Here is a 16,581-nt window from a genome sequence, read left to right as displayed (position 1 = left end):
TTAGTGGCTCATGAGCTTGTCGATGGCGCCAGGTTTGTCATGCACGCCAAAGCGGTCAACGATTGTGGCGCTGGCCTCATTTAGACCCAGCACTTCAACCTCGGCGCCCTCGCGACGGAACTTGATTACCACTTTATCCAGCGCGGCGACGGCGGTGATATCCCAGAAATGCGCCTGTGTCAGATCGATGGTGACCTTGTTGAGCGCTTCCTTGAAGTCAAAAACTTCGGTGAACTTGTCTGCCGAGCTGAAGAACACCTGGCCTACCACGCGGTAAGTCCGATGCGACTCCGTCTCTTCAAGACTGCTCTTGATATCGAGGTAATGTCCGACCTTGTTCGCAAAGAACAACGAAGCCAGCAGTACGCCGACCAACACGCCGTAAGCCAGATTATGCGTTGCCACGACCACCACAACGGTCGCGACCATGACGAGGTTGGTCGACAGTGGGTGCTCTTTCAGATTGCGCAAGGAATCCCAGCTAAAGGTGCCGATGGATACCATGATCATCACAGCAACCAATGCAGCCATCGGGATCTTGGAGAGCCATTCGCCGAGGAAAACGACCATCAGCAGCAAGAAAATGCCCGCGCACAATGTGGAGAGACGGGTACGTCCACCGGATTTCACGTTGATGATCGACTGGCCGATCATGGCGCAGCCTGCCATACCGCCGAGCATCCCGGCAGCGATGTTGGCAATGCCTTGACCCTTGCATTCACGGTTTTTGTTGCTGGTGGTATCGGTCAAATCGTCGACGATGGTCGCGGTCATCATGGACTCAAGCAGACCTACTACGGCCAAAGCGGCTGAGTACGGGAAGATGATGCGCAGAGTTTCAACGTTCAGCGGGACTTCAGGCCACAGGAAAATCGGCAGCGTGTCCGGCAGTTCGCCCATGTCACCCACAGTGCGGATATCCAGACCGAGGTAAATAGCAATGGCCGTCAGGGCCAGGATGCACACCAGCGGCGAGGGAATCAGCTTGCCGATCTTCGGTACATACGGAAACAGATAGATTATTCCGAGGCCCACTACGGTCATGGCGTAAACGTGCCAGGTCACGTTGGTCAATTCAGGTAACTGCGCCATGAAAATCAGAATCGCCAATGCATTCACAAAGCCTGTGACTACCGAGCGCGAAACAAAGCGCATCAGAGAGCCCAGTTTCAGGTATCCAGCGAGGATTTGAAGCACCCCGCAGAGCAAGGTGGCTGCCAGCAAATACTGAAGCCCGTGATCTTTTACCAGGGTGACCATCAGCAGTGCCATCGCACCGGTAGCTGCCGAGATCATGCCGGGTCGACCGCCGACGAAGGCGATGACAGCACAGATACAGAAGGAGGCGTAGAGACCGACCTTGGGGTCGACGCCGGCAATGATAGAGAAAGCAATGGCCTCCGGGATCAGCGCGAGCGCGACCACGATCCCCGCGAGCACGTCTCCACGGACGTTGGAAAACCACGTTTGTTTGAGCGATTGCAGCATCAGAATATCCAAGGCAATGCACCACACGCACACCAGGCAGATGGCGAGCGCGTCGATACGAATTCAAGTTGTGAGGATTATTTGGCTGTGTGCCTTGGGTGTAAAAACCGGGCATACAGCAGTACGCGACCGCGAGCGAAACTAGCGGAAGCGAGATGTTGCGAGGGGGCGTAGCGCTAAGGCGGCGTAGGCTGCCAGTAGATCGTTTGGAGTACAGTCATGCTGGTGTTCCTGTAGCTCAAGAGGTATGGCTGAGCGATAAAGTATACAGTGAAGATATCGTCAAATGCGACCTGCTGCCTCGTTTGGGTCAGTTCTTCCAGCCGTGCTGATCTCCCTAGGGCAAGTCTTTCTAGATTAAACCGCGACGAACTCCGCTGTCAGGCAGTGTACACATGGTGGAGAGATCAATTCAGATCCTCCTGGGGTCGATAGAGAAATCGGAAAAAATCGTACGCTAAGCATTCGGCCTGTCAGGTTGAGGCCATAGAGATTGACGCCTTGGCGTCAGAAAATGCAGAAAGCGGCCCTAGTCTGACGCGGTGCCAGTGAACCGCCTGACGCCGAGTTGAAGCCGTAAACTCAGCAACCTTCGATCAACTCGCCGAACAGTTCCTTAACCTTTGCACGTGCCTCGACCAGCGCAACTTGGCCTTGCTCAGTGATCTCATAGACACGCCGTTCACGTCGCCCGGTGCGTTCGTGGCGTGAGGTCAAATAGCCCTTCTTTTCCAGCCCGTGCAGCATTGGGTATACCGTCCCGGCGCTCAGCTCGTAGCCGTGTCGTTGCAGTTCTTCGATGATTCCCAGTCCGAAGACGGGCTTCTCGGCTGCATGGTGAAGTATGTGCAGGCGGATCAACCCGCCGTACAGGTCTTTATCTGTCATTTTTCGTGCCTCACAGCGCGATACTCAACAGCCAACCCGCTGCACCGCTGCCGACGACAACTAGCCACGGCGGGAGCTTCCAGAACATCAGTGCGACAAGGGCGACCAGGGCCAAGACAAAGTCTTGCGGCTGAAATATGGCGCTAGTCCATACAGGGTGATAGAACGCGGCCAGCAGCAGGCCAACCACCGCCGCATTGACCCCAGCCAGCGCGGCTTGCATGCCTGTATTGCGACGCAGGCGCTCCCAAAATGGCATGGCTCCCACAACCAGCAGAAAAGAGGGTGCGAAGATAGCCAGTAGGCACACAATACCGCCGACCCAGCCAGAGGGAGCGGTGCTCATCGAAGCACCAAGGAACGCGGCGAATGTGAACAATGGGCCGGGCACCGCTTGAGCCGCCCCGTACCCCGCGAGGAAGGATTCATTACTGACCCAGCCGGAGGACACCACTTCGGCTTGCAGCAGCGGCAACACAACGTGGCCACCACCGAACACTAGTGACCCCACACGATAGAAGGCGTCCACTACCACCATCGTTGGACTTGGCAGCAATTTTGCCAAGATCGGTAGGCCAATCAGCAGGGCAAAAAATAACGATAGCCAAAGTGCGCCGGCCCGGTGACTGACCGTGATAGGTAGTGGGTCGTGCTCAACAGTATGTGCTGGCTTGAACAATAGTCGGCCTATGATGCCTGCGGCAGCAATCACACCAACCTGCCCCCACGCGGACGGTACGAGCAGGACAGCACAGGCGGCAATCGCCATTATTGTGACTCTCAGCCCATCCGTACACAGGTTGCGCGCCATGCCCCATACCGCTTGGGCGACTACGGCAACGGCCACCACTTTTAGGCCATGCAACGCGCCCGGCGAAACGGAATCCCCATAGTTGGAAATGCCCAGCGCGAACAGGATTAAAGCTACGGCCGAAGGCAGCGTAAAGCCTGTCCAAGCAGCCAGCGCCCCGCTATATCCAGCCCGTGATAGCCCCAACGCTATGCCGACCTGGCTGCTTGCTGGGCCTGGAAGAAATTGGCACAGCGCCACTAAATCAGCATAGCTGCGTTCAGACAACCAGCGCCGTCGCGTGACGAACTCGTCGCGAAAATATCCCAAGTGTGCGATGGGGCCGCCGAAGGAGGTCAATCCAAGGCGTAGAAAAATAAGAAAAACCGACCATGGGCTGCGGTCATCGGTGGAGGTATTAGTCATGCGTTGGCCTACCTGATTTTCCACAGATTAATCCATAATAATCGAACTTCGATAACGAAATTCGATTTTATAGCTGCCCAAAACGACTGGAGTACCGTGCAATTCGTACTGGGTGTCGCAATGCAAGTAATCGATGTTGTGCTAGCCGCTGGGTAATCCCCCCTGAAATCAGTACTCGTCAGAAGTAGAATTTTCTCCTAATCGGATCAAGGAAATTTTGCGTGAAGACATCGCGTTTTTCGGACAGCCAAATCATTGCCATCCTCAAGCAGGCCGAGGCCGGCAGCCCAGTCCCGGAGCTGTGCCGCGAGCACGGCATCAGCTCGGCGACCTTCTACAAGTGGCGCGCCAAGTTCGGCGGCATGGACGCCTCGCTGATGGCCCGGCTACGTGAGCTGGAGGAAGAAAACCGCCGCCTCAAAAAGATGTACGCCGAAGAGCGCCTGAAGGCCGAGATCATCCAGGAAGCCATGGCAAAAAAGTGGTGAAGCCATCTCAGCGGCGCGAGATGGCGCAGCAGGCCGTTCATTCTGGCCGGGTCAGTATCAAGCAGGCGTGCCTGGCCTTCGGGGTCAGCGTCACCTGCTATCGCTACCAGCGACGGTTGTCCTCGGAAAATGCCGAGATTGCCGATCACCTGATCCGGCTTACGCACAACCAGCGTAATTGGGGATTCGGCCTGTGCTTCCTGTATCTGCGCAACGTGAAAGGCTGCCGCTGGAATCACAAACGGGTGTACCGGATCTATCGAGAGTTGGAGCTGAACATGCGGATCAAACCGCGTAAACGCATCGTGCGGGAGAAACCCGAGCCGCTGGCGGTGCCAGAGGCGATCAATCACTGCTGGTCGATGGACTTCATGCACGATCAGTTGGCCGATGGCCGCAGCTTCCGTCTGTTCAACCTGATCGACGACTTCAACCGCGAAGCCCTGGCCATGGATATCGACCTGTCACTGCCTGCGGAGCGTGTCGTGCGCGCACTGGATCAAGTCATCGAGTGGCGCGGTAAACCACAGGCCATCCGTAGTGACAACGGCCCAGAGTACATCAGCAGCAAGCTTGTGCTCTGGGCGGAAAAGCACGGCGTTCGCCTGGAGTACATCCAGCCAGGAAATCCACAGCAGAATGCCTACGTCGAACGCTACAACCGCACGGTGCGTTATGACTGGCTGGGGCATTATTTGTTCGAGTCGATCGCCGAGGTGCAGGAACATGCAACTCGCTGGATGTGGACATACAATCACGAACGACCAAACATGGCCCTGGGAGGCATCACCCCCAAACAGAAGTTGGCCCGCGCGGCCTGACCTCTACTTCTGGCGAGTGCTAAAAATGGGGGGATTACCGCTGGTTTTGTCTGCTAGCACAGTTCATTAGCAAAACACGCTTGGCCTTAGCGTACGATTTTTTCCGTTTTCTCTATTGCCCCCCTCCTGGTCACTCCGAATGCAAATAACTGGTCAAGAATGCAGCCGGCTGGTCAATAACGGCGCCAATGGGTGGTCAAGTTGCGCAATGGTTTTATCGAGTCGGATGCCTGGGAAGAGGGCTCTGAACGGAGCTAGTCGGGCTTACGTTGGTTTTTGGTTCCATTGCTCCCCAAACCCCTAACTCTATAGCTTATTGCAGCCAGGAGTTCACAGCTTCAACTCCGTACTGCTCCCGCCAAGCCTTCAGTACTTTGTGATTACCGCCCTTTGTCTCGACGACTTCACCTGTGTTGGGATTCTTGTAGACCTTAATTTGGCGCTGACGGCGTTGCACCACAACTGCAGGAGTGGAGCGAGGGGAAGGGTCAAGGATGTTAATCACATCTCTCAAGCTCATCCCGTACTCAGCTAACAGTGCCCGCAGCTTTTCCTCGAACTGAATTTCTTTTTTCAGTTCAGCATCATTCCTCAGTGCATCCAGTTGCTGTAACTGCGCTGCCAGTTGAGCTTCAAGACGTTTGAATTCTGCAAGCTTACTCACAACACCTCCTAATTATCTATTATTTAAATTTAAAGGATTCAATTTATCAGATATTCTGGGAAGAAGGAAAGCAATGGACAGATTATACTCAACAGACTGTTTGTATTCCGGATTACTCTCCTTCATCGCATTTCGTATGATCTCCCTCCGCTTCCTCCAGGTTCCTTTCCGATCTTGTTCATCTAGAGTTTTATCAGCCCCATAATAATGGAGCGCCAAACCAAAAGGCCTAAGGAATTTTTTATATGAAGTGAATGCAAGATTAGTCACTTCCAGCAGCGTCTTAAAACCGTACCCTACTGGCTTACCATATTTTGCGCTCAACATCAGTGAAATGACACTATAAAAAGGAGGCGACCAATGACTATCTGGCAAAATACCTAAAAACCTAGCAGCCCTCAACTCCCGCTTAAAAGCGCTCCATTCCTCTTTCACTTCTTGATGCGGCGTATCTGAATCGTACCTTAGCCGTTCACTAAACCAAAATGACTCGAAGCGCTCACGCAATTTTTCTAATTGCTGAGCAGTCTCTTCCTTGGCCCGCTTCGACTCTACATCAGCGAGAAAGCTTTCATAATCAAAGAAATATACCCGCTGATCTTCAACGTCGAAAGTCAACTCATCAACAAAAACCTTTTCACTCTGCCACTCGTTCACAAGCAAGCCATACTTATATGATGGAACCGGATACCAACAGTCCACCGAGAATCTTTTATTATTCCTAGACCGTAGAAGTGTTTCATCACTTACCACAAAGACATTCATATTGTTGTTGCAGAATATATCCTCTTCTGCCCGCCTAGTTTGAGACGGATCAAATGACTGGAAAACCCATATTAATGAACCACCTTCAGCGCGGTAGAACTCCCGCCGCTCAACAATTACGCTGAGAAAAGTTGTAGATAACTGTATTTCAAATGCAAACTTACGACCATTCATTTCAACCTGAACATCAGGCTTTCGCCATGAAGCCCGCTCAAGAAAATTACTTGACCGCCAAATCTTTTCTAAGCGCGGACTGGAAAAATTCGGGTCAGCGATAATGCTATCCCGAACAATTTCTTTCAGGTGCTGATGAGCGTAGCTTTCCTTAGCCCCATTATATTTTGCAGCCAGAATTTGATCTGGTGTCAGCTTGTTCTTTGTATTTACCGGACAACCACGATTTTCTTGCTCCGGCATATGCCTAAAATAGTATTTGCGATCTGTATGGCAAACAAGCTGGACGGCCGCACCACATAACTCACAGGCAAGCCAAGGACTTTCTGGATCTACTAGATATCTTCGTCGTAGTTCATTTCTGGCTTTTACAACCTCCCTGTCATGCCTGCAGACAAACGATTGCAGGTCAATTGAAAGACCTGTATCCAAATCGATGATCTCAGTGAGCTTCTGAGTTTCTGTAAGTTCGGCAATCTCAGAGATAACAGTAGTCAAGAGCGCTCTCCATCATCCATGCATGATGCGTACTGCGCTCATAGTAGCTTTTTGAGCTCGAGCTATCACTGCAAAAAGGCCCCGCAGAGCGGGGCCTGGTACTACTAGCCGCCGCCCTGCGGCGGGGTCGGGTTACGAGACGGTTTAATAGCTCGACTCACTGCGCCAGTCAGTACCTGGCGAGCACTCATCGCCAGTCCGCCCATCAAATTCTGAGGTGAGTTTTCGTACGGGTTCAGACCTGGCTCGGAGAAGGAGATCATGTTGAGCACAGTACGCGGGAAGGTCATGATGAGCTGTGCCGAAGTGACAACAACATTCCAACTCACAAGTATGATTACACCCACGAGCAACAAGCCACCGACTAGGATTCCGCCGAGGCTTTCAAGCGGACGTCCAACTTCAGCAGTGCCGGGGTCAAACATCCCCCACATCCCCATCGCGAGAGCCTGGACCATGGCCAAGCCGATGGCGCTAATTACGATCGCAGCAGCTAGGCCGCCCACCGCGAGGGCCGGGTAAAGGCCAATGAAAATCAGGGCATTCCAGCCCTTCGCCGACATTTGGGACGTGTGCTCTTCACCCTTTGGGGCGGCGAAGCCAGCGCTCCAGAGCGTGACTCCGAAAAAGGTTGTTGCCACTGCTACGAGCCAACCTATTGCTCCCATGAGTCCGTATACCGCGAAGAGCAACGGCATAACGTAGCCGATCATCCCGCCAGCGATGATCATCAAAGCACCGATTGATTTCGGAAGCGCTCCATCCGTCATCGAGGAAAGACCTGGCATGTACTGCGCAATTTTTCCCCCAGCGAAAAAACCGATACCAGTACCGACAAGCGATCGGCCCCAGGCCGCTATTGTGTGAATGTTCTGGATGCTTGGGCCTGTCGTTTCTTTCAGAATATCGAGGCTAAAAACACGTGCTAGCAACGACTTTGTAGTGCTGCCCGTATTACCTGGTTGAATTTGAGCGAGAGTTTCTTGTTCCACCACTTTCGATAGCACCTCACCGCCTGTCAAAGCCGACAGTGACGATTTAGGCATCATTTTGCTTGTAGCTCCATCTGCATAGCTGGCGGCACGGCTAAAGTCGCTCGCCGCTCGTAAAACGAAAGTACCGCCAAGCATCCAGCCCCAACTTTTCACTTCATCAAAGTACGGCTCAGCACGCTCTGCCTGGTCTCCTGCCAAAGTGTTTGCAATCGTGGTTTCAACAGTTTTGCTGTACCAGTCTGCAGTCTGAGCTGTCCAGTTGATTGATTTTTCAAAATACTCTTTATGCTCTGCCTGGCTAACGCCACCGTCTTGAAGCGACTTTGCGTAAGTCATGGCATGAGATACAAGTTGAATCCATATTTGGCGCTGTGCGGCCGCAATGCCCGCTTCAATCGAAGCGGCGTTATTCGCTTTGACCTGGGCAAACTCGTCAGAGCACGTCATCGAACTCATCCAACCCAGCTGACAAAACCACCCTTCAGTTTCGAGTTCACGCCCGATAGTGTCATCCACAGCGCCGGAGTCGATCAGACCATTGGCACCTAGGGTCACCTCGCGAGCAAGGGTGTCTGTCGGAGCGATTAGCGGGATCTGCAGCGATCGGCCAGCGGCACTGAGAAACGCCTCCGCCGCTTGCGACTGGGCATCGCCAGCGCCTGCAGGGTGAGAGTTCAAATAGACTTCATTCCAACGATTGCGCAGAGCTACCAGGGCAAGCTGTTCACCGGAGAGGCCGGCCACGACTTTCTCCTCAGTCGGATCCCTAAAAACAGCGAAGCCGGCGAGTTGCGCAGCTGACAGCTTCCAGCTATTCAGCATGTCTAGGGCAACGCCCGGATCAACATCGACGCGGAATTTTGGATCATTAAACAGGTTATGACGGTGCATCAGCTCGAATGCATTGTGCTGCATCGTGTCGCCAAAATCGGCAGCCATTTTAGAAACGCCGCCGATAAGCGCATGACCAGTTGTCAGGGTGATAGCCACCCCTCCAGCACTGGAAACAGGGACAACTGGCGCGACAAGGATCAACGCGACCACTACACGTAGCGGGTAGAAAAACGCCTCGTTACCGTCCCTGGCTCCGAAGAAGTTGCCGTTGTTCTTCAGCCGGAAAATCCCCAAGAACATCGCCCAAGAGGCGAGCACGCCAAACATCAACAAACCCAGCTGCGAGAATGCGGCGGCGAAAATTGTAAGTGGCGTTACGTCTTGCGCAACTACTTGAGAAACTTCAGGATTTTCAAATATCCAGCGCCCGAACATCCAGGTAAGCACAAGTTGCGAGAAACTATTCATTCGAGAGCTCCAAGCGAACTTTATAATCCATCGGCAAAGTGCGACCGATTAACAATGTCGGATTCTTCAAGGTATCCTTCAAGAACTGCGTAACGGGAGGGGCAGATTGTGTGTAAGCCATGTTCAATCGATAAGCGTTCTGGAACAGGATCATCAGCACAAGATTAAGAAAGACGACATTGGCGAAAACCATCATCGCCCCCGCGTCAATGTTCGACAGCAAATTGCCGACAATCAGCCCGACACCAAGGACAAGAATCAGATTGGTGAACAGTGCGACTTTGTACTTCAACCGCACGCTTTGCGTGGTAATTTCATGCTGCCGGCACATTTCATCCCATAGGCCCTTATCATCCTGTTTTGCCAGTGCGTTTGCTTCCTCGGCTTCACGTCGAATTTCCTGAACTCGTCCCCAGAGACCGCGAAGAAAATTGATTGGCAGGTTGGCCGAGGTTTTAACTTCACGAACAGCGTTCTTTGTTTGGGCATAGCCGGTCAAATAAGCTGCGACAGTCTTAATTTTGCTCATGATTCACCTCTGACGAGTAAACGGGTGGAATTGGAGTTTCAGATTCAACTGCCTTAACGTGTGTAACTGGATCGACACGGCTGATAACTTCCCGCCCTGGCACAACCAGACCAAAATAAATAATCAAACCAATACCGATGGCGCGAGGAATTTTCACTTGGGCTTCTTTAAGCAGCATCTTTAATCTCCCGGCTCAGGATCTGCTCAACAGTCACCGCGAGAGCCGCGATGACGTGCCCGTCATGCTCGCAGCTTGGTGGTAGTTCTACAGCTTTGACTTGGATCTCGCGTAGAGCGGCAAGAGCGCGTTGGATATCTGGTAGTGACATAAATAGAAATTTCCGAGGCTGAAGTAAACCCACGCCAAAACAATAAAACACACCAACACCCAAATCTAATTACATCTAACTAAAAGTAAAAATGCTTTTACAATTGCGAGAGCATATAAAATCAACGGCTAACGAATATTCTCGAACCAACTTCTGATAACATGATTAATTCTAACTATCGCCCACAAAAAAGCCCCTAGCGAGGGGCTTATGCGAAGAGGATTCAATCTAATACCTGCGGATTATTCCGGTTACTTCGTTGAAAAATTCCTGAGGATTTTCACCGTGAGTAGATGTTTCTCCAGTGGCGACATATGCTTTCCAGGCCCCATCACTGTAAATGAACTTAAAGCCTTCAGAGCTGGCGGTGCGGCGGCGATAGCCGCCTAGGTTGTCGACCGGGCGAATTTTTTCACCCCCGTCAACCACGAGCGAGAGATAGCCAGTGTCAGGGTTCGCCGCCTCATTCCAGAACGTAAGCTCTATTCGTTTTGCCTTCGGCGTCCCGAGCGCTTCCTCCAAATACTGCGAGGTCTTTTCACTGTAAACAGCATCTGTAGTAGCTGCTTTCGGCATGACTTTATTTCCTGTCGACTCACCGCAACCAATCAGGGCGGTGAGAACCATAACTACCAGGGAAATTTTGATTTTCATGATGTCAGTCCTTTTTAATTCTTGATGCTCAAGCGGATCGCGTGAATCGCGTAACCAGAGATTCTGTTTTTTTGCTGTACCCGGATAACATCCGTTTCCACGTACCCTTTCGGCGCACGATCAACATTACCGTTGAAAACGATTGCTACCGGGGTTCTAACTGTCGCGGTGTAGCGTTTCAAGTTACCCACGGTTTTAACGCCTTCCTGGGTAACCCGGCCAGGGCCGGTGTTTACAGCTAGCACCAGTGCTGCTTTGGGGCTTTTCAGCTGATCCAGGATACCTACGCGCTGCAGGCTCGAACGCCAATCCCTGTATGCCGGATCTGTGAGGCATTCAACGTGTAGTTCTTGGAGTTGACGCTCGTGCGCGCCGTAATTCAACTCGAAGGCCTTCACCACGCAGCCATTTGCGAACTCAAAGAGCGGGAGATGGTGAAGCGTGTCGTTCGCCGCCTCAGCCTGGACGGTGGCCAGCATTACCACCGCAGGCAGGACTCCTTTCAATCGATTCATATCAGCAGCGCTCACTGATGAAAACCAATGCGTCATTAATTGATGCGAAACTACCCCAGTCCGTGGGGCGATCCCAGGCGCCACCATCGAGACAGCTGACAATGTATCTAGTACCAGACGGGACTTCGCGGGTCTCGATGTAGGGGCGGCACGACCACCGCTCAAGTTCCTCCGAGGGTCGTGTACTAATGTCTCTATTACTGAAATTTGGTGGAAGAGCTGGATTGATCAGTACTCCACCCTCAACTTTCTCTGCGTAAAAGGCAAACCCGGACTCTTGAAAGGTAAACCGGCTAAGTGGCCGGGCAGCTGAGTTTTTTAGCTCAACCTGACATTGAACTCTACTTAAAAAATGGTGAGCACGCTCACGCATTATCTCCAGTTCATTCAGATCCAGTTGGCCCAGGACATCATCGTCAAAGAAATTCATAACACGCTCCTGTTTAGTCGAATGAATGGAACAAGGCGTTCCGAAGGGCCAGATTTAACTAGCATCATTCTGAGAAACAGCGAGCATCCGACAGGACGTTTCTTTTTCTTGCCGCAACCCCCCTGTCGCTGATCCTGAGGGCATTGGTGCGCAGCTTTGCTGCTGCGGATTACTACATGACTTGATTATCGCGACAAGAACATAAACACACAAGTAAAAACAACAACAAAGCCATGATAAATATATATCAAATTAAAGCCACTGATATATAATTCAAGCAAAGGGTGTCTATCGGCCGCACCATTATGAAATTAAATCGAAATAATTCCCTTGATCTTGTTAAGTGGATTGCATTGCTATCCATGATAATTGACCATGCCTGGTATGTCCTCCCCGCTGAATCACAAGAGCCTTTTCGATGGATGCGTATCGTCGGGCGGCTTGCATTCCCCTTGTTTTGTCTCTCGATCGCAGCGAACGTGTATCGACAACCTACTGAGTACCCTGGTGGATGGAAATATCTCGGCGGCATGATTTTATTTGCACTTATCAGTCAGCAACCTTATTCGAAATTTTTCGAAGGGAATTATTTAAACATCTTATTCACATTAGGCTTAGGACTTGTAATTGCTCAAGCAGTACATCACAGGACTGCAACTCTTATCGCCGCGGGCACCGTCGCACTGGCAATCACAGTGGCTTATCGACCGATCGTGAGCTACGGCCTTGCCGGCGTACTGCTGCCGGTCATTCTATTGGCAGCTCTCCAGGCGCGCGAGCTTGAAATCCGAATTGCCACGTGGTCGCTTGCAGCTCTGATCACAGCTATTGCAAACGCAGGCAGCGGGATCCTGATCATTTCAGATTTGCCGACCAAGGCCCAGGCCGGTATCTGCGCCGCTGCACTGGCGCCGCTGCTCGGACTGGCGCTACTGCAAGTCCGCGTGCAGTCGATCAGGCCGGTCGGCAGCTGGATGTACCCTCTTTATCCGATTCATATGCTGCTACTCAGCTCGTTATCACTCGCCAGGATCTGATACGGCGAAGCCGCCACACCGGTTCTCAACCCGTCCCCTTCCCTTCTGGGGGCTTCTCGCGCCGTAGGCGCATTCAAGCGGAGGCATAGCCTCTGCGCTGTCTACCTGCTTCTTATGTAAATACATGTAATACATGTAAGTGAAGCGAAACTGCTCTGCAGCTCTAGTGCCGCAAGGCATCCAAAAATTCCTCGGCGCAGCTAGTACGAACTTTTGCGCAGCTAGTACGAATATCGGGGCAGCTGGTACGAACCGTTCAAGCGGCCTGGCGCAGTTAGTACGAACCTTGTGGATAAGTCAGTTCTGCCCTTTGAGCCCAAGGTTTCCGGAACTACCTGGATTGAATTTGTGGCTTAGCACAAGGCAAAGCGCTTTCGCAGTTAGTACGAACCCTGTGAATAAGTCGCCATGCGTATCTTTTTTATCAAAACCCGACGAACGGTTGCGGTCTAGATAAATCAATACCTTACGAAAATAGGCTCTCACTAAAGTTTTACTCAAGCAATTTCAATAATAAAACATTAACAGTTTTCAAAAATGTGCACTCATTGACTGCGCATCTCGGATTAGCAAAATTGACTTAGCCCCATGCAGTTCCGAGGAATATCCATGAAAAATTTAAAGCGCCAACCACTCTCTACGATCGCAGAAATCTGCGAGTACCTGCATATCGGAAAGACAACTTTTTACCGCCTATCCGCGACCCCTGGTTTTCCTGAGGCTATTCGTTTCAATCAGCGCATAGTTCGCTACGACCTTGTAAAGGTGATCGACTTTATCAAGTCCGAACCTCTTAAAGAATCGGCTTAAGTTCTCGGCACTATTTTTCATGAATCATCTAAGTGGCGCACACGCTAAAGAGTTGAAGTCGAGCAAGTCCGCTAATTCGACCTTCAAAATACTTCAAAGCCATACTGATAGACTGGCTTCGAACAGTGAGCTTTGTAGGGGCTTGCTCAGAGAGCTTGAGACTGGGCTATTACCGCCGCTTACAGAGATCATCACAATACCCTCTTTACCCCAACGAGCTTCAGCGATGCCCACGGCCTGGGTGCGTACGTCGCTATTTGTTAATCAGCCACAAACAAAAGCAAAATTTCTGATAAATCAAGTTCTAGAAAGCTACGACACTATCAGAATCGAATATACTGGTGAGCAGCTTAATATGTTTGACAATGACGTATATATTGAAATTATACGTCTAGCTCAAGGTCGTGCACCGGGCGAAAAAATACTATTCAACAGACACTCCCTTTTACGCGCCCTAGGAATATCTGGAGGGAAGAAGAACTACGAGGCCCTGCATAAGTCTCTGCAAAAGCTCAAGGGAAACACTATCAAAATAACAAAATTTAAGACTGGCTACGATGCATTCAGTCTAATCGACCAATTATCCTGGGACGAGGAAATTGGTTGCTGGCGGTTCTCGATAGGCGATATTGTTATTGACATGCTCAGTACCGAGCTTTCTTATATTGACCTTGATATTCGCCAGAACCTCACAACCCCTTTGTCGAAGTACCTACAGAATTACATGTCGGCCGGGCTGCCAGGTGAGCGCGAGGTAAAAGTCGATAACTTGATGAGATTAAGTGGCACTACTAGCCAGCTTAAAGATTTCCTCGGAAAGGGAAGAGGTCTCACTAAGGCTCTGGATGAATTGAAAGCAGCTGGATTCCTTCTCAGCTACGCCATTCATAAAAACAAGAACGGCGAGTATATTGTCAGATGGAACCGCAGTGCTCACCAAAACTCCAAGCGCCACACAAGCGCTTACTAGCCGAGCACTTTACTAAGAGCCGCTTCGAATCCAGCCATTGCCTTTAGCTTCTCGGGTAAGTAGGCCTCCGGATTATTGCGATAGTGCTGTCCAACCACACCAGTCTGGCCATGTGATTGCAGCAAGTCGCTAATCTGGTTCTCAACTCCGTAGCGCTGCATCAGCTGTGCGCACGTACGGCGTAAATCACGCGGCGTGAAGTGTGGGATCTGTTCGCCATTGATCTTCCCGTGCTTTGAGGCAAGCCAGTCACGCACTGCATGCGACGGGCTTGTCGTCGCAATAGGTTTCTTTCCGGTCGTCGTCCAAATAAAGTCGTGACGGCCTGTAAGCGGCTCTACTTCTTCAAGCAGTTCAATAGCGCGTTTTGATAACGGAATAAGGTGGACCCGGCGAACGCCCCCACGCCCCTTGGCGTCGATCAGACGGAGCGTCCTCTTCTCGCTGTCGTAACTCGTCCAGGGCTCGCGGGAAACCTGATCGATCCGCTGTCCCCCGGTCGCGATCACAAACTTGAGAAGCCTGGCCATTACAGGGCCCACCTCGTCAGTTTGCGTAATCGTCTGCCAGAAATGCTTGAGCTCAGCGTCGCTAAGCACTCGGGTCTGTGCAGTTGCTTTATGCTCCTTTGGCAGTAGAGCTACTGGGTTGAGCTCAAGCGCAAACGACTTCCTGCTCGTGCGAGACAACGAGTGCTCTGCCGTCAGCCCGTATTGATATGCGGCATGGAGGTATGCACGAACCTTATCCGCCATCCCTTTCGACCCGCGGTCCCAGATCGGTAGCAGGATCTGTCTGATGTGGCCCGGCCGAACGTCGCGAGCCTTCATTTCTGCAACGTCTGGGTTTGCTTCTTCCAGCTCGACTCGCAGAACTCTCTCTAGCTCAGCGACTTGCGACTCGCGCACTGTTCCACGCCGGCTGTCGATGTAATCATTAAAAAGCTCCGCTAAAGATCCGCGCGCGGCCTCGATAGCTCTCAGACGTACCTGCTCAGCCAGAGCCAGTTCGCTGGCATGCCTCTCTGCCTCAGCCTGTTTTTCTAGGAAGGCTAAGTGCGCTTTCACATCGCCATGCTCGTAGGCAACTTTCGCAAGCTCCCAGGCGCGCTCACGGATCTTAGGTAATGTAAGGCCGGCACCCCGAGCTCCAGTTTTGCAGCTCCCGATTTTCACCAGATAGCTCTTACCATCTCGACGGTAGCGAAAGTATGCTGACGGCGGTGCCTCGCCAGGACGTTTGAAGAGAATTGCCCCCATGCCTCGACCAGGTAAGCTTTCGGTAAGGGGAGCGCCCTCAGGCTGCATCCCCTTAAGCTTCTGGTCGTTGATAACCGATGCCATTTCTACCTACCCCGAGCTCACTGGTCACCGCTTTGGTCACCGTTTCTTGATGTGTTCAACGGTACTCAATGGAACTATCTGATACAACAAAAACCACGAACCGCCTATAAATCAAGGGCTACCGTGTGCAGGGGGAGCTCTATGAAACCATACGGAACCTTTAAGCAAGTCCCTTGTAATCAGTAGGTCCCGGGTTCGACTCCTGGTGCCGGCACCATACAAAACGAAGCCCTCGTAGAAATACGAGGGCTTTGTTGTTTCTGGGGTTTAGAGAACCGGTCTTAGTGACCCGCGCTCTGCCACCCCGCGCTTGGCCATTTCATTGCGCCAACCTGCGCCCGTCCGTTTCTTCCGGAAAGAGACGGGCGCTCCTACCGCTGCTGCAGCCCAACTCGTACAAGGTTTTGCGGCATTTCCCCTCGCGACAATCGGCGTGACAAACACCGAAGTCACCAGCAACAGCGATGCAGATGATGGTGCCGCAGCCCAGGGAATGGACTGCACCTGACTGACAGTCAGGCATGCCCCGGTCATCGCCTCACTGCCTTCACCCGACTCAGGTTCTCGCGGCATTGGTCTCGTCAGCCAGTGCAGCCTCCACCCGCCCACTTCCTCGGAAGTGCTCAGGAGGCCAGATCATGAAATGCCCAAGCTCCCGGTCGTAA

General features: G+C 52.0%; 16 protein-coding genes. 4 read left to right on the top strand and 12 right to left on the bottom strand.

What is annotated here, in order from left to right:
* From B723_RS06695 to chrA, 3 genes are all read right to left on the bottom strand, one after another.
* Complete coding sequence (locus B723_RS06695; RefSeq protein ID WP_017335983.1) at nt 1–1,488, bottom strand: SulP family inorganic anion transporter; 1,488 nt, start codon at nt 1,486–1,488, stop codon at nt 1–3.
* 582 nt (nt 1,489–2,070) lie between these two features.
* On the bottom strand, nt 2,071–2,376 hold the full coding sequence (locus tag B723_RS06690) for a PadR family transcriptional regulator (protein ID WP_017335982.1): 306 nt from the start codon (nt 2,374–2,376) through the stop codon (nt 2,071–2,073).
* Between the two features lie 10 nt (nt 2,377–2,386).
* Nucleotides 2,387–3,592: a chromate efflux transporter gene (chrA, locus tag B723_RS06685; RefSeq protein ID WP_031318243.1), complete on the bottom strand. Its 1,206-nt coding sequence runs from the start codon at nt 3,590–3,592 to the stop codon at nt 2,387–2,389.
* Nucleotides 3,593–3,813: 221 nt separating this feature from the next.
* Here chrA and B723_RS06675 point away from each other — a divergent pair.
* A protein-coding gene (locus B723_RS06675) for an IS3 family transposase (protein ID WP_144425201.1) occupies nt 3,814–4,901 on the top strand; the annotation gives its coding sequence in 2 pieces (ribosomal slippage) (nt 3,814–4,066 and nt 4,066–4,901; 1,089 coding nt in all).
* 313 nt (nt 4,902–5,214) lie between these two features.
* Here the strand turns inward: B723_RS06675 and B723_RS06670 are convergent.
* The 8 genes from B723_RS06670 to B723_RS06640 form a co-directional block, all read right to left on the bottom strand.
* Nucleotides 5,215–5,565, bottom strand: coding sequence for a histone-like nucleoid-structuring protein, MvaT/MvaU family (locus B723_RS06670; protein WP_017335979.1), 351 nt, complete (start codon nt 5,563–5,565; stop codon nt 5,215–5,217).
* A 12-nt stretch (nt 5,566–5,577) separates the two neighbouring features.
* A complete protein-coding gene (locus tag B723_RS06665) occupies nt 5,578–7,002 on the bottom strand; it encodes a DUF6035 family protein (protein ID WP_017335978.1) in 1,425 nt (474 codons plus the stop codon).
* A 104-nt stretch (nt 7,003–7,106) separates the two neighbouring features.
* Nucleotides 7,107–9,299 (bottom strand): hypothetical protein, encoded by a 2,193-nt coding sequence (locus B723_RS06660; RefSeq protein WP_017335977.1) that lies wholly within the window; start codon nt 9,297–9,299, stop codon nt 7,107–7,109.
* Nucleotides 9,292–9,828, bottom strand: a complete 537-nt coding sequence (locus B723_RS06655) for a hypothetical protein (RefSeq protein ID WP_017335976.1) — start codon at nt 9,826–9,828, stop codon at nt 9,292–9,294. Before B723_RS06655 ends, B723_RS06660 begins: the two co-directional genes overlap by 8 nt.
* The gene (locus B723_RS32855) at nt 9,815–10,006 is read right to left on the bottom strand and encodes a hypothetical protein (RefSeq protein ID WP_144425206.1); all 192 of its coding nucleotides are present in this window, start codon (nt 10,004–10,006) and stop codon (nt 9,815–9,817) included. The genes B723_RS06655 and B723_RS32855 overlap by 14 nt, the downstream gene beginning before the upstream one ends.
* Before the next feature lie 379 nt (nt 10,007–10,385).
* Nucleotides 10,386–10,811 (bottom strand): hypothetical protein, encoded by a 426-nt coding sequence (locus tag B723_RS06650; protein ID WP_017335974.1) that lies wholly within the window; start codon nt 10,809–10,811, stop codon nt 10,386–10,388.
* 14 nt (nt 10,812–10,825) lie between these two features.
* Nucleotides 10,826–11,326: a DotI/IcmL family type IV secretion protein gene (locus B723_RS06645; RefSeq protein ID WP_031318241.1), complete on the bottom strand. Its 501-nt coding sequence runs from the start codon at nt 11,324–11,326 to the stop codon at nt 10,826–10,828.
* 1 nt (nt 11,327) lies between these two features.
* Entirely contained in the window at nt 11,328–11,756 is a 429-nt protein-coding gene (locus B723_RS06640) for a hypothetical protein (RefSeq protein WP_017335972.1), read from the bottom strand.
* A 284-nt stretch (nt 11,757–12,040) separates the two neighbouring features.
* Here B723_RS06640 and B723_RS06635 point away from each other — a divergent pair, with 284 nt between their 5' ends.
* The 3 genes from B723_RS06635 (at nt 12,041) to B723_RS06625 (ending at nt 14,573) form a co-directional block, all read left to right on the top strand.
* Nucleotides 12,041–12,793 (top strand): TraX family protein, encoded by a 753-nt coding sequence (locus tag B723_RS06635; protein ID WP_238588312.1) that lies wholly within the window; start codon nt 12,041–12,043, stop codon nt 12,791–12,793.
* 609 nt (nt 12,794–13,402) lie between these two features.
* Entirely contained in the window at nt 13,403–13,603 is a 201-nt protein-coding gene (locus tag B723_RS06630) for a helix-turn-helix transcriptional regulator (protein WP_017335970.1), read from the top strand.
* Nucleotides 13,604–13,829: 226 nt separating this feature from the next.
* Nucleotides 13,830–14,573, top strand: a complete 744-nt coding sequence (locus B723_RS06625) for a replication initiator protein A (RefSeq protein WP_017335969.1) — start codon at nt 13,830–13,832, stop codon at nt 14,571–14,573.
* On the opposite strand, the gene B723_RS06620 is transcribed toward B723_RS06625, so the two are convergent.
* Entirely contained in the window at nt 14,570–15,916 is a 1,347-nt protein-coding gene (locus B723_RS06620; protein ID WP_017335968.1) for a site-specific integrase, read from the bottom strand. The genes B723_RS06625 and B723_RS06620 overlap by 4 nt on opposite strands.
* Nucleotides 15,917–16,581: the final 665 nt, after the last annotated feature.

It is taken from the genome of Pseudomonas fluorescens NCIMB 11764 (assembly GCF_000293885.2).
GTDB classification, from domain to species: domain Bacteria; phylum Pseudomonadota; class Gammaproteobacteria; order Pseudomonadales; family Pseudomonadaceae; genus Aquipseudomonas; species Aquipseudomonas fluorescens_B.
This window is presented reverse-complemented; position numbering and strand designations above follow the sequence as displayed.

Bases quoted from the DNA above. Each gene is read 5' to 3' on its own strand.
- B723_RS06695 (WP_017335983.1), bottom strand. From the start codon at position 1,488: ATGCTGCAATCGCTCAAACAAACGTGGTTTTCCAACGTCCGTGGAGAC.
- B723_RS06690 (WP_017335982.1), bottom strand. From the start codon at position 2,376: ATGACAGATAAAGACCTGTACGGCGGGTTGATCCGCCTGCACATACTT.
- chrA (WP_031318243.1), bottom strand. From the start codon at position 3,592: ATGACTAATACCTCCACCGATGACCGCAGCCCATGGTCGGTTTTTCTT.
- B723_RS06660 (WP_017335977.1), bottom strand. From the start codon at position 9,299: ATGAATAGTTTCTCGCAACTTGTGCTTACCTGGATGTTCGGGCGCTGG.
- B723_RS06655 (WP_017335976.1), bottom strand. From the start codon at position 9,828: ATGAGCAAAATTAAGACTGTCGCAGCTTATTTGACCGGCTATGCCCAA.
- B723_RS32855 (WP_144425206.1), bottom strand. From the start codon at position 10,006: ATGCTGCTTAAAGAAGCCCAAGTGAAAATTCCTCGCGCCATCGGTATT.
- B723_RS06650 (WP_017335974.1), bottom strand. From the start codon at position 10,811: ATGAAAATCAAAATTTCCCTGGTAGTTATGGTTCTCACCGCCCTGATT.
- B723_RS06645 (WP_031318241.1), bottom strand. From the start codon at position 11,326: ATGAATCGATTGAAAGGAGTCCTGCCTGCGGTGGTAATGCTGGCCACC.
- B723_RS06640 (WP_017335972.1), bottom strand. From the start codon at position 11,756: ATGAATTTCTTTGACGATGATGTCCTGGGCCAACTGGATCTGAATGAA.
- B723_RS06630 (WP_017335970.1), top strand. From the start codon at position 13,403: ATGAAAAATTTAAAGCGCCAACCACTCTCTACGATCGCAGAAATCTGC.
- B723_RS06625 (WP_017335969.1), top strand. From the start codon at position 13,830: ATGCCCACGGCCTGGGTGCGTACGTCGCTATTTGTTAATCAGCCACAA.
- B723_RS06620 (WP_017335968.1), bottom strand. From the start codon at position 15,916: ATGGCATCGGTTATCAACGACCAGAAGCTTAAGGGGATGCAGCCTGAG.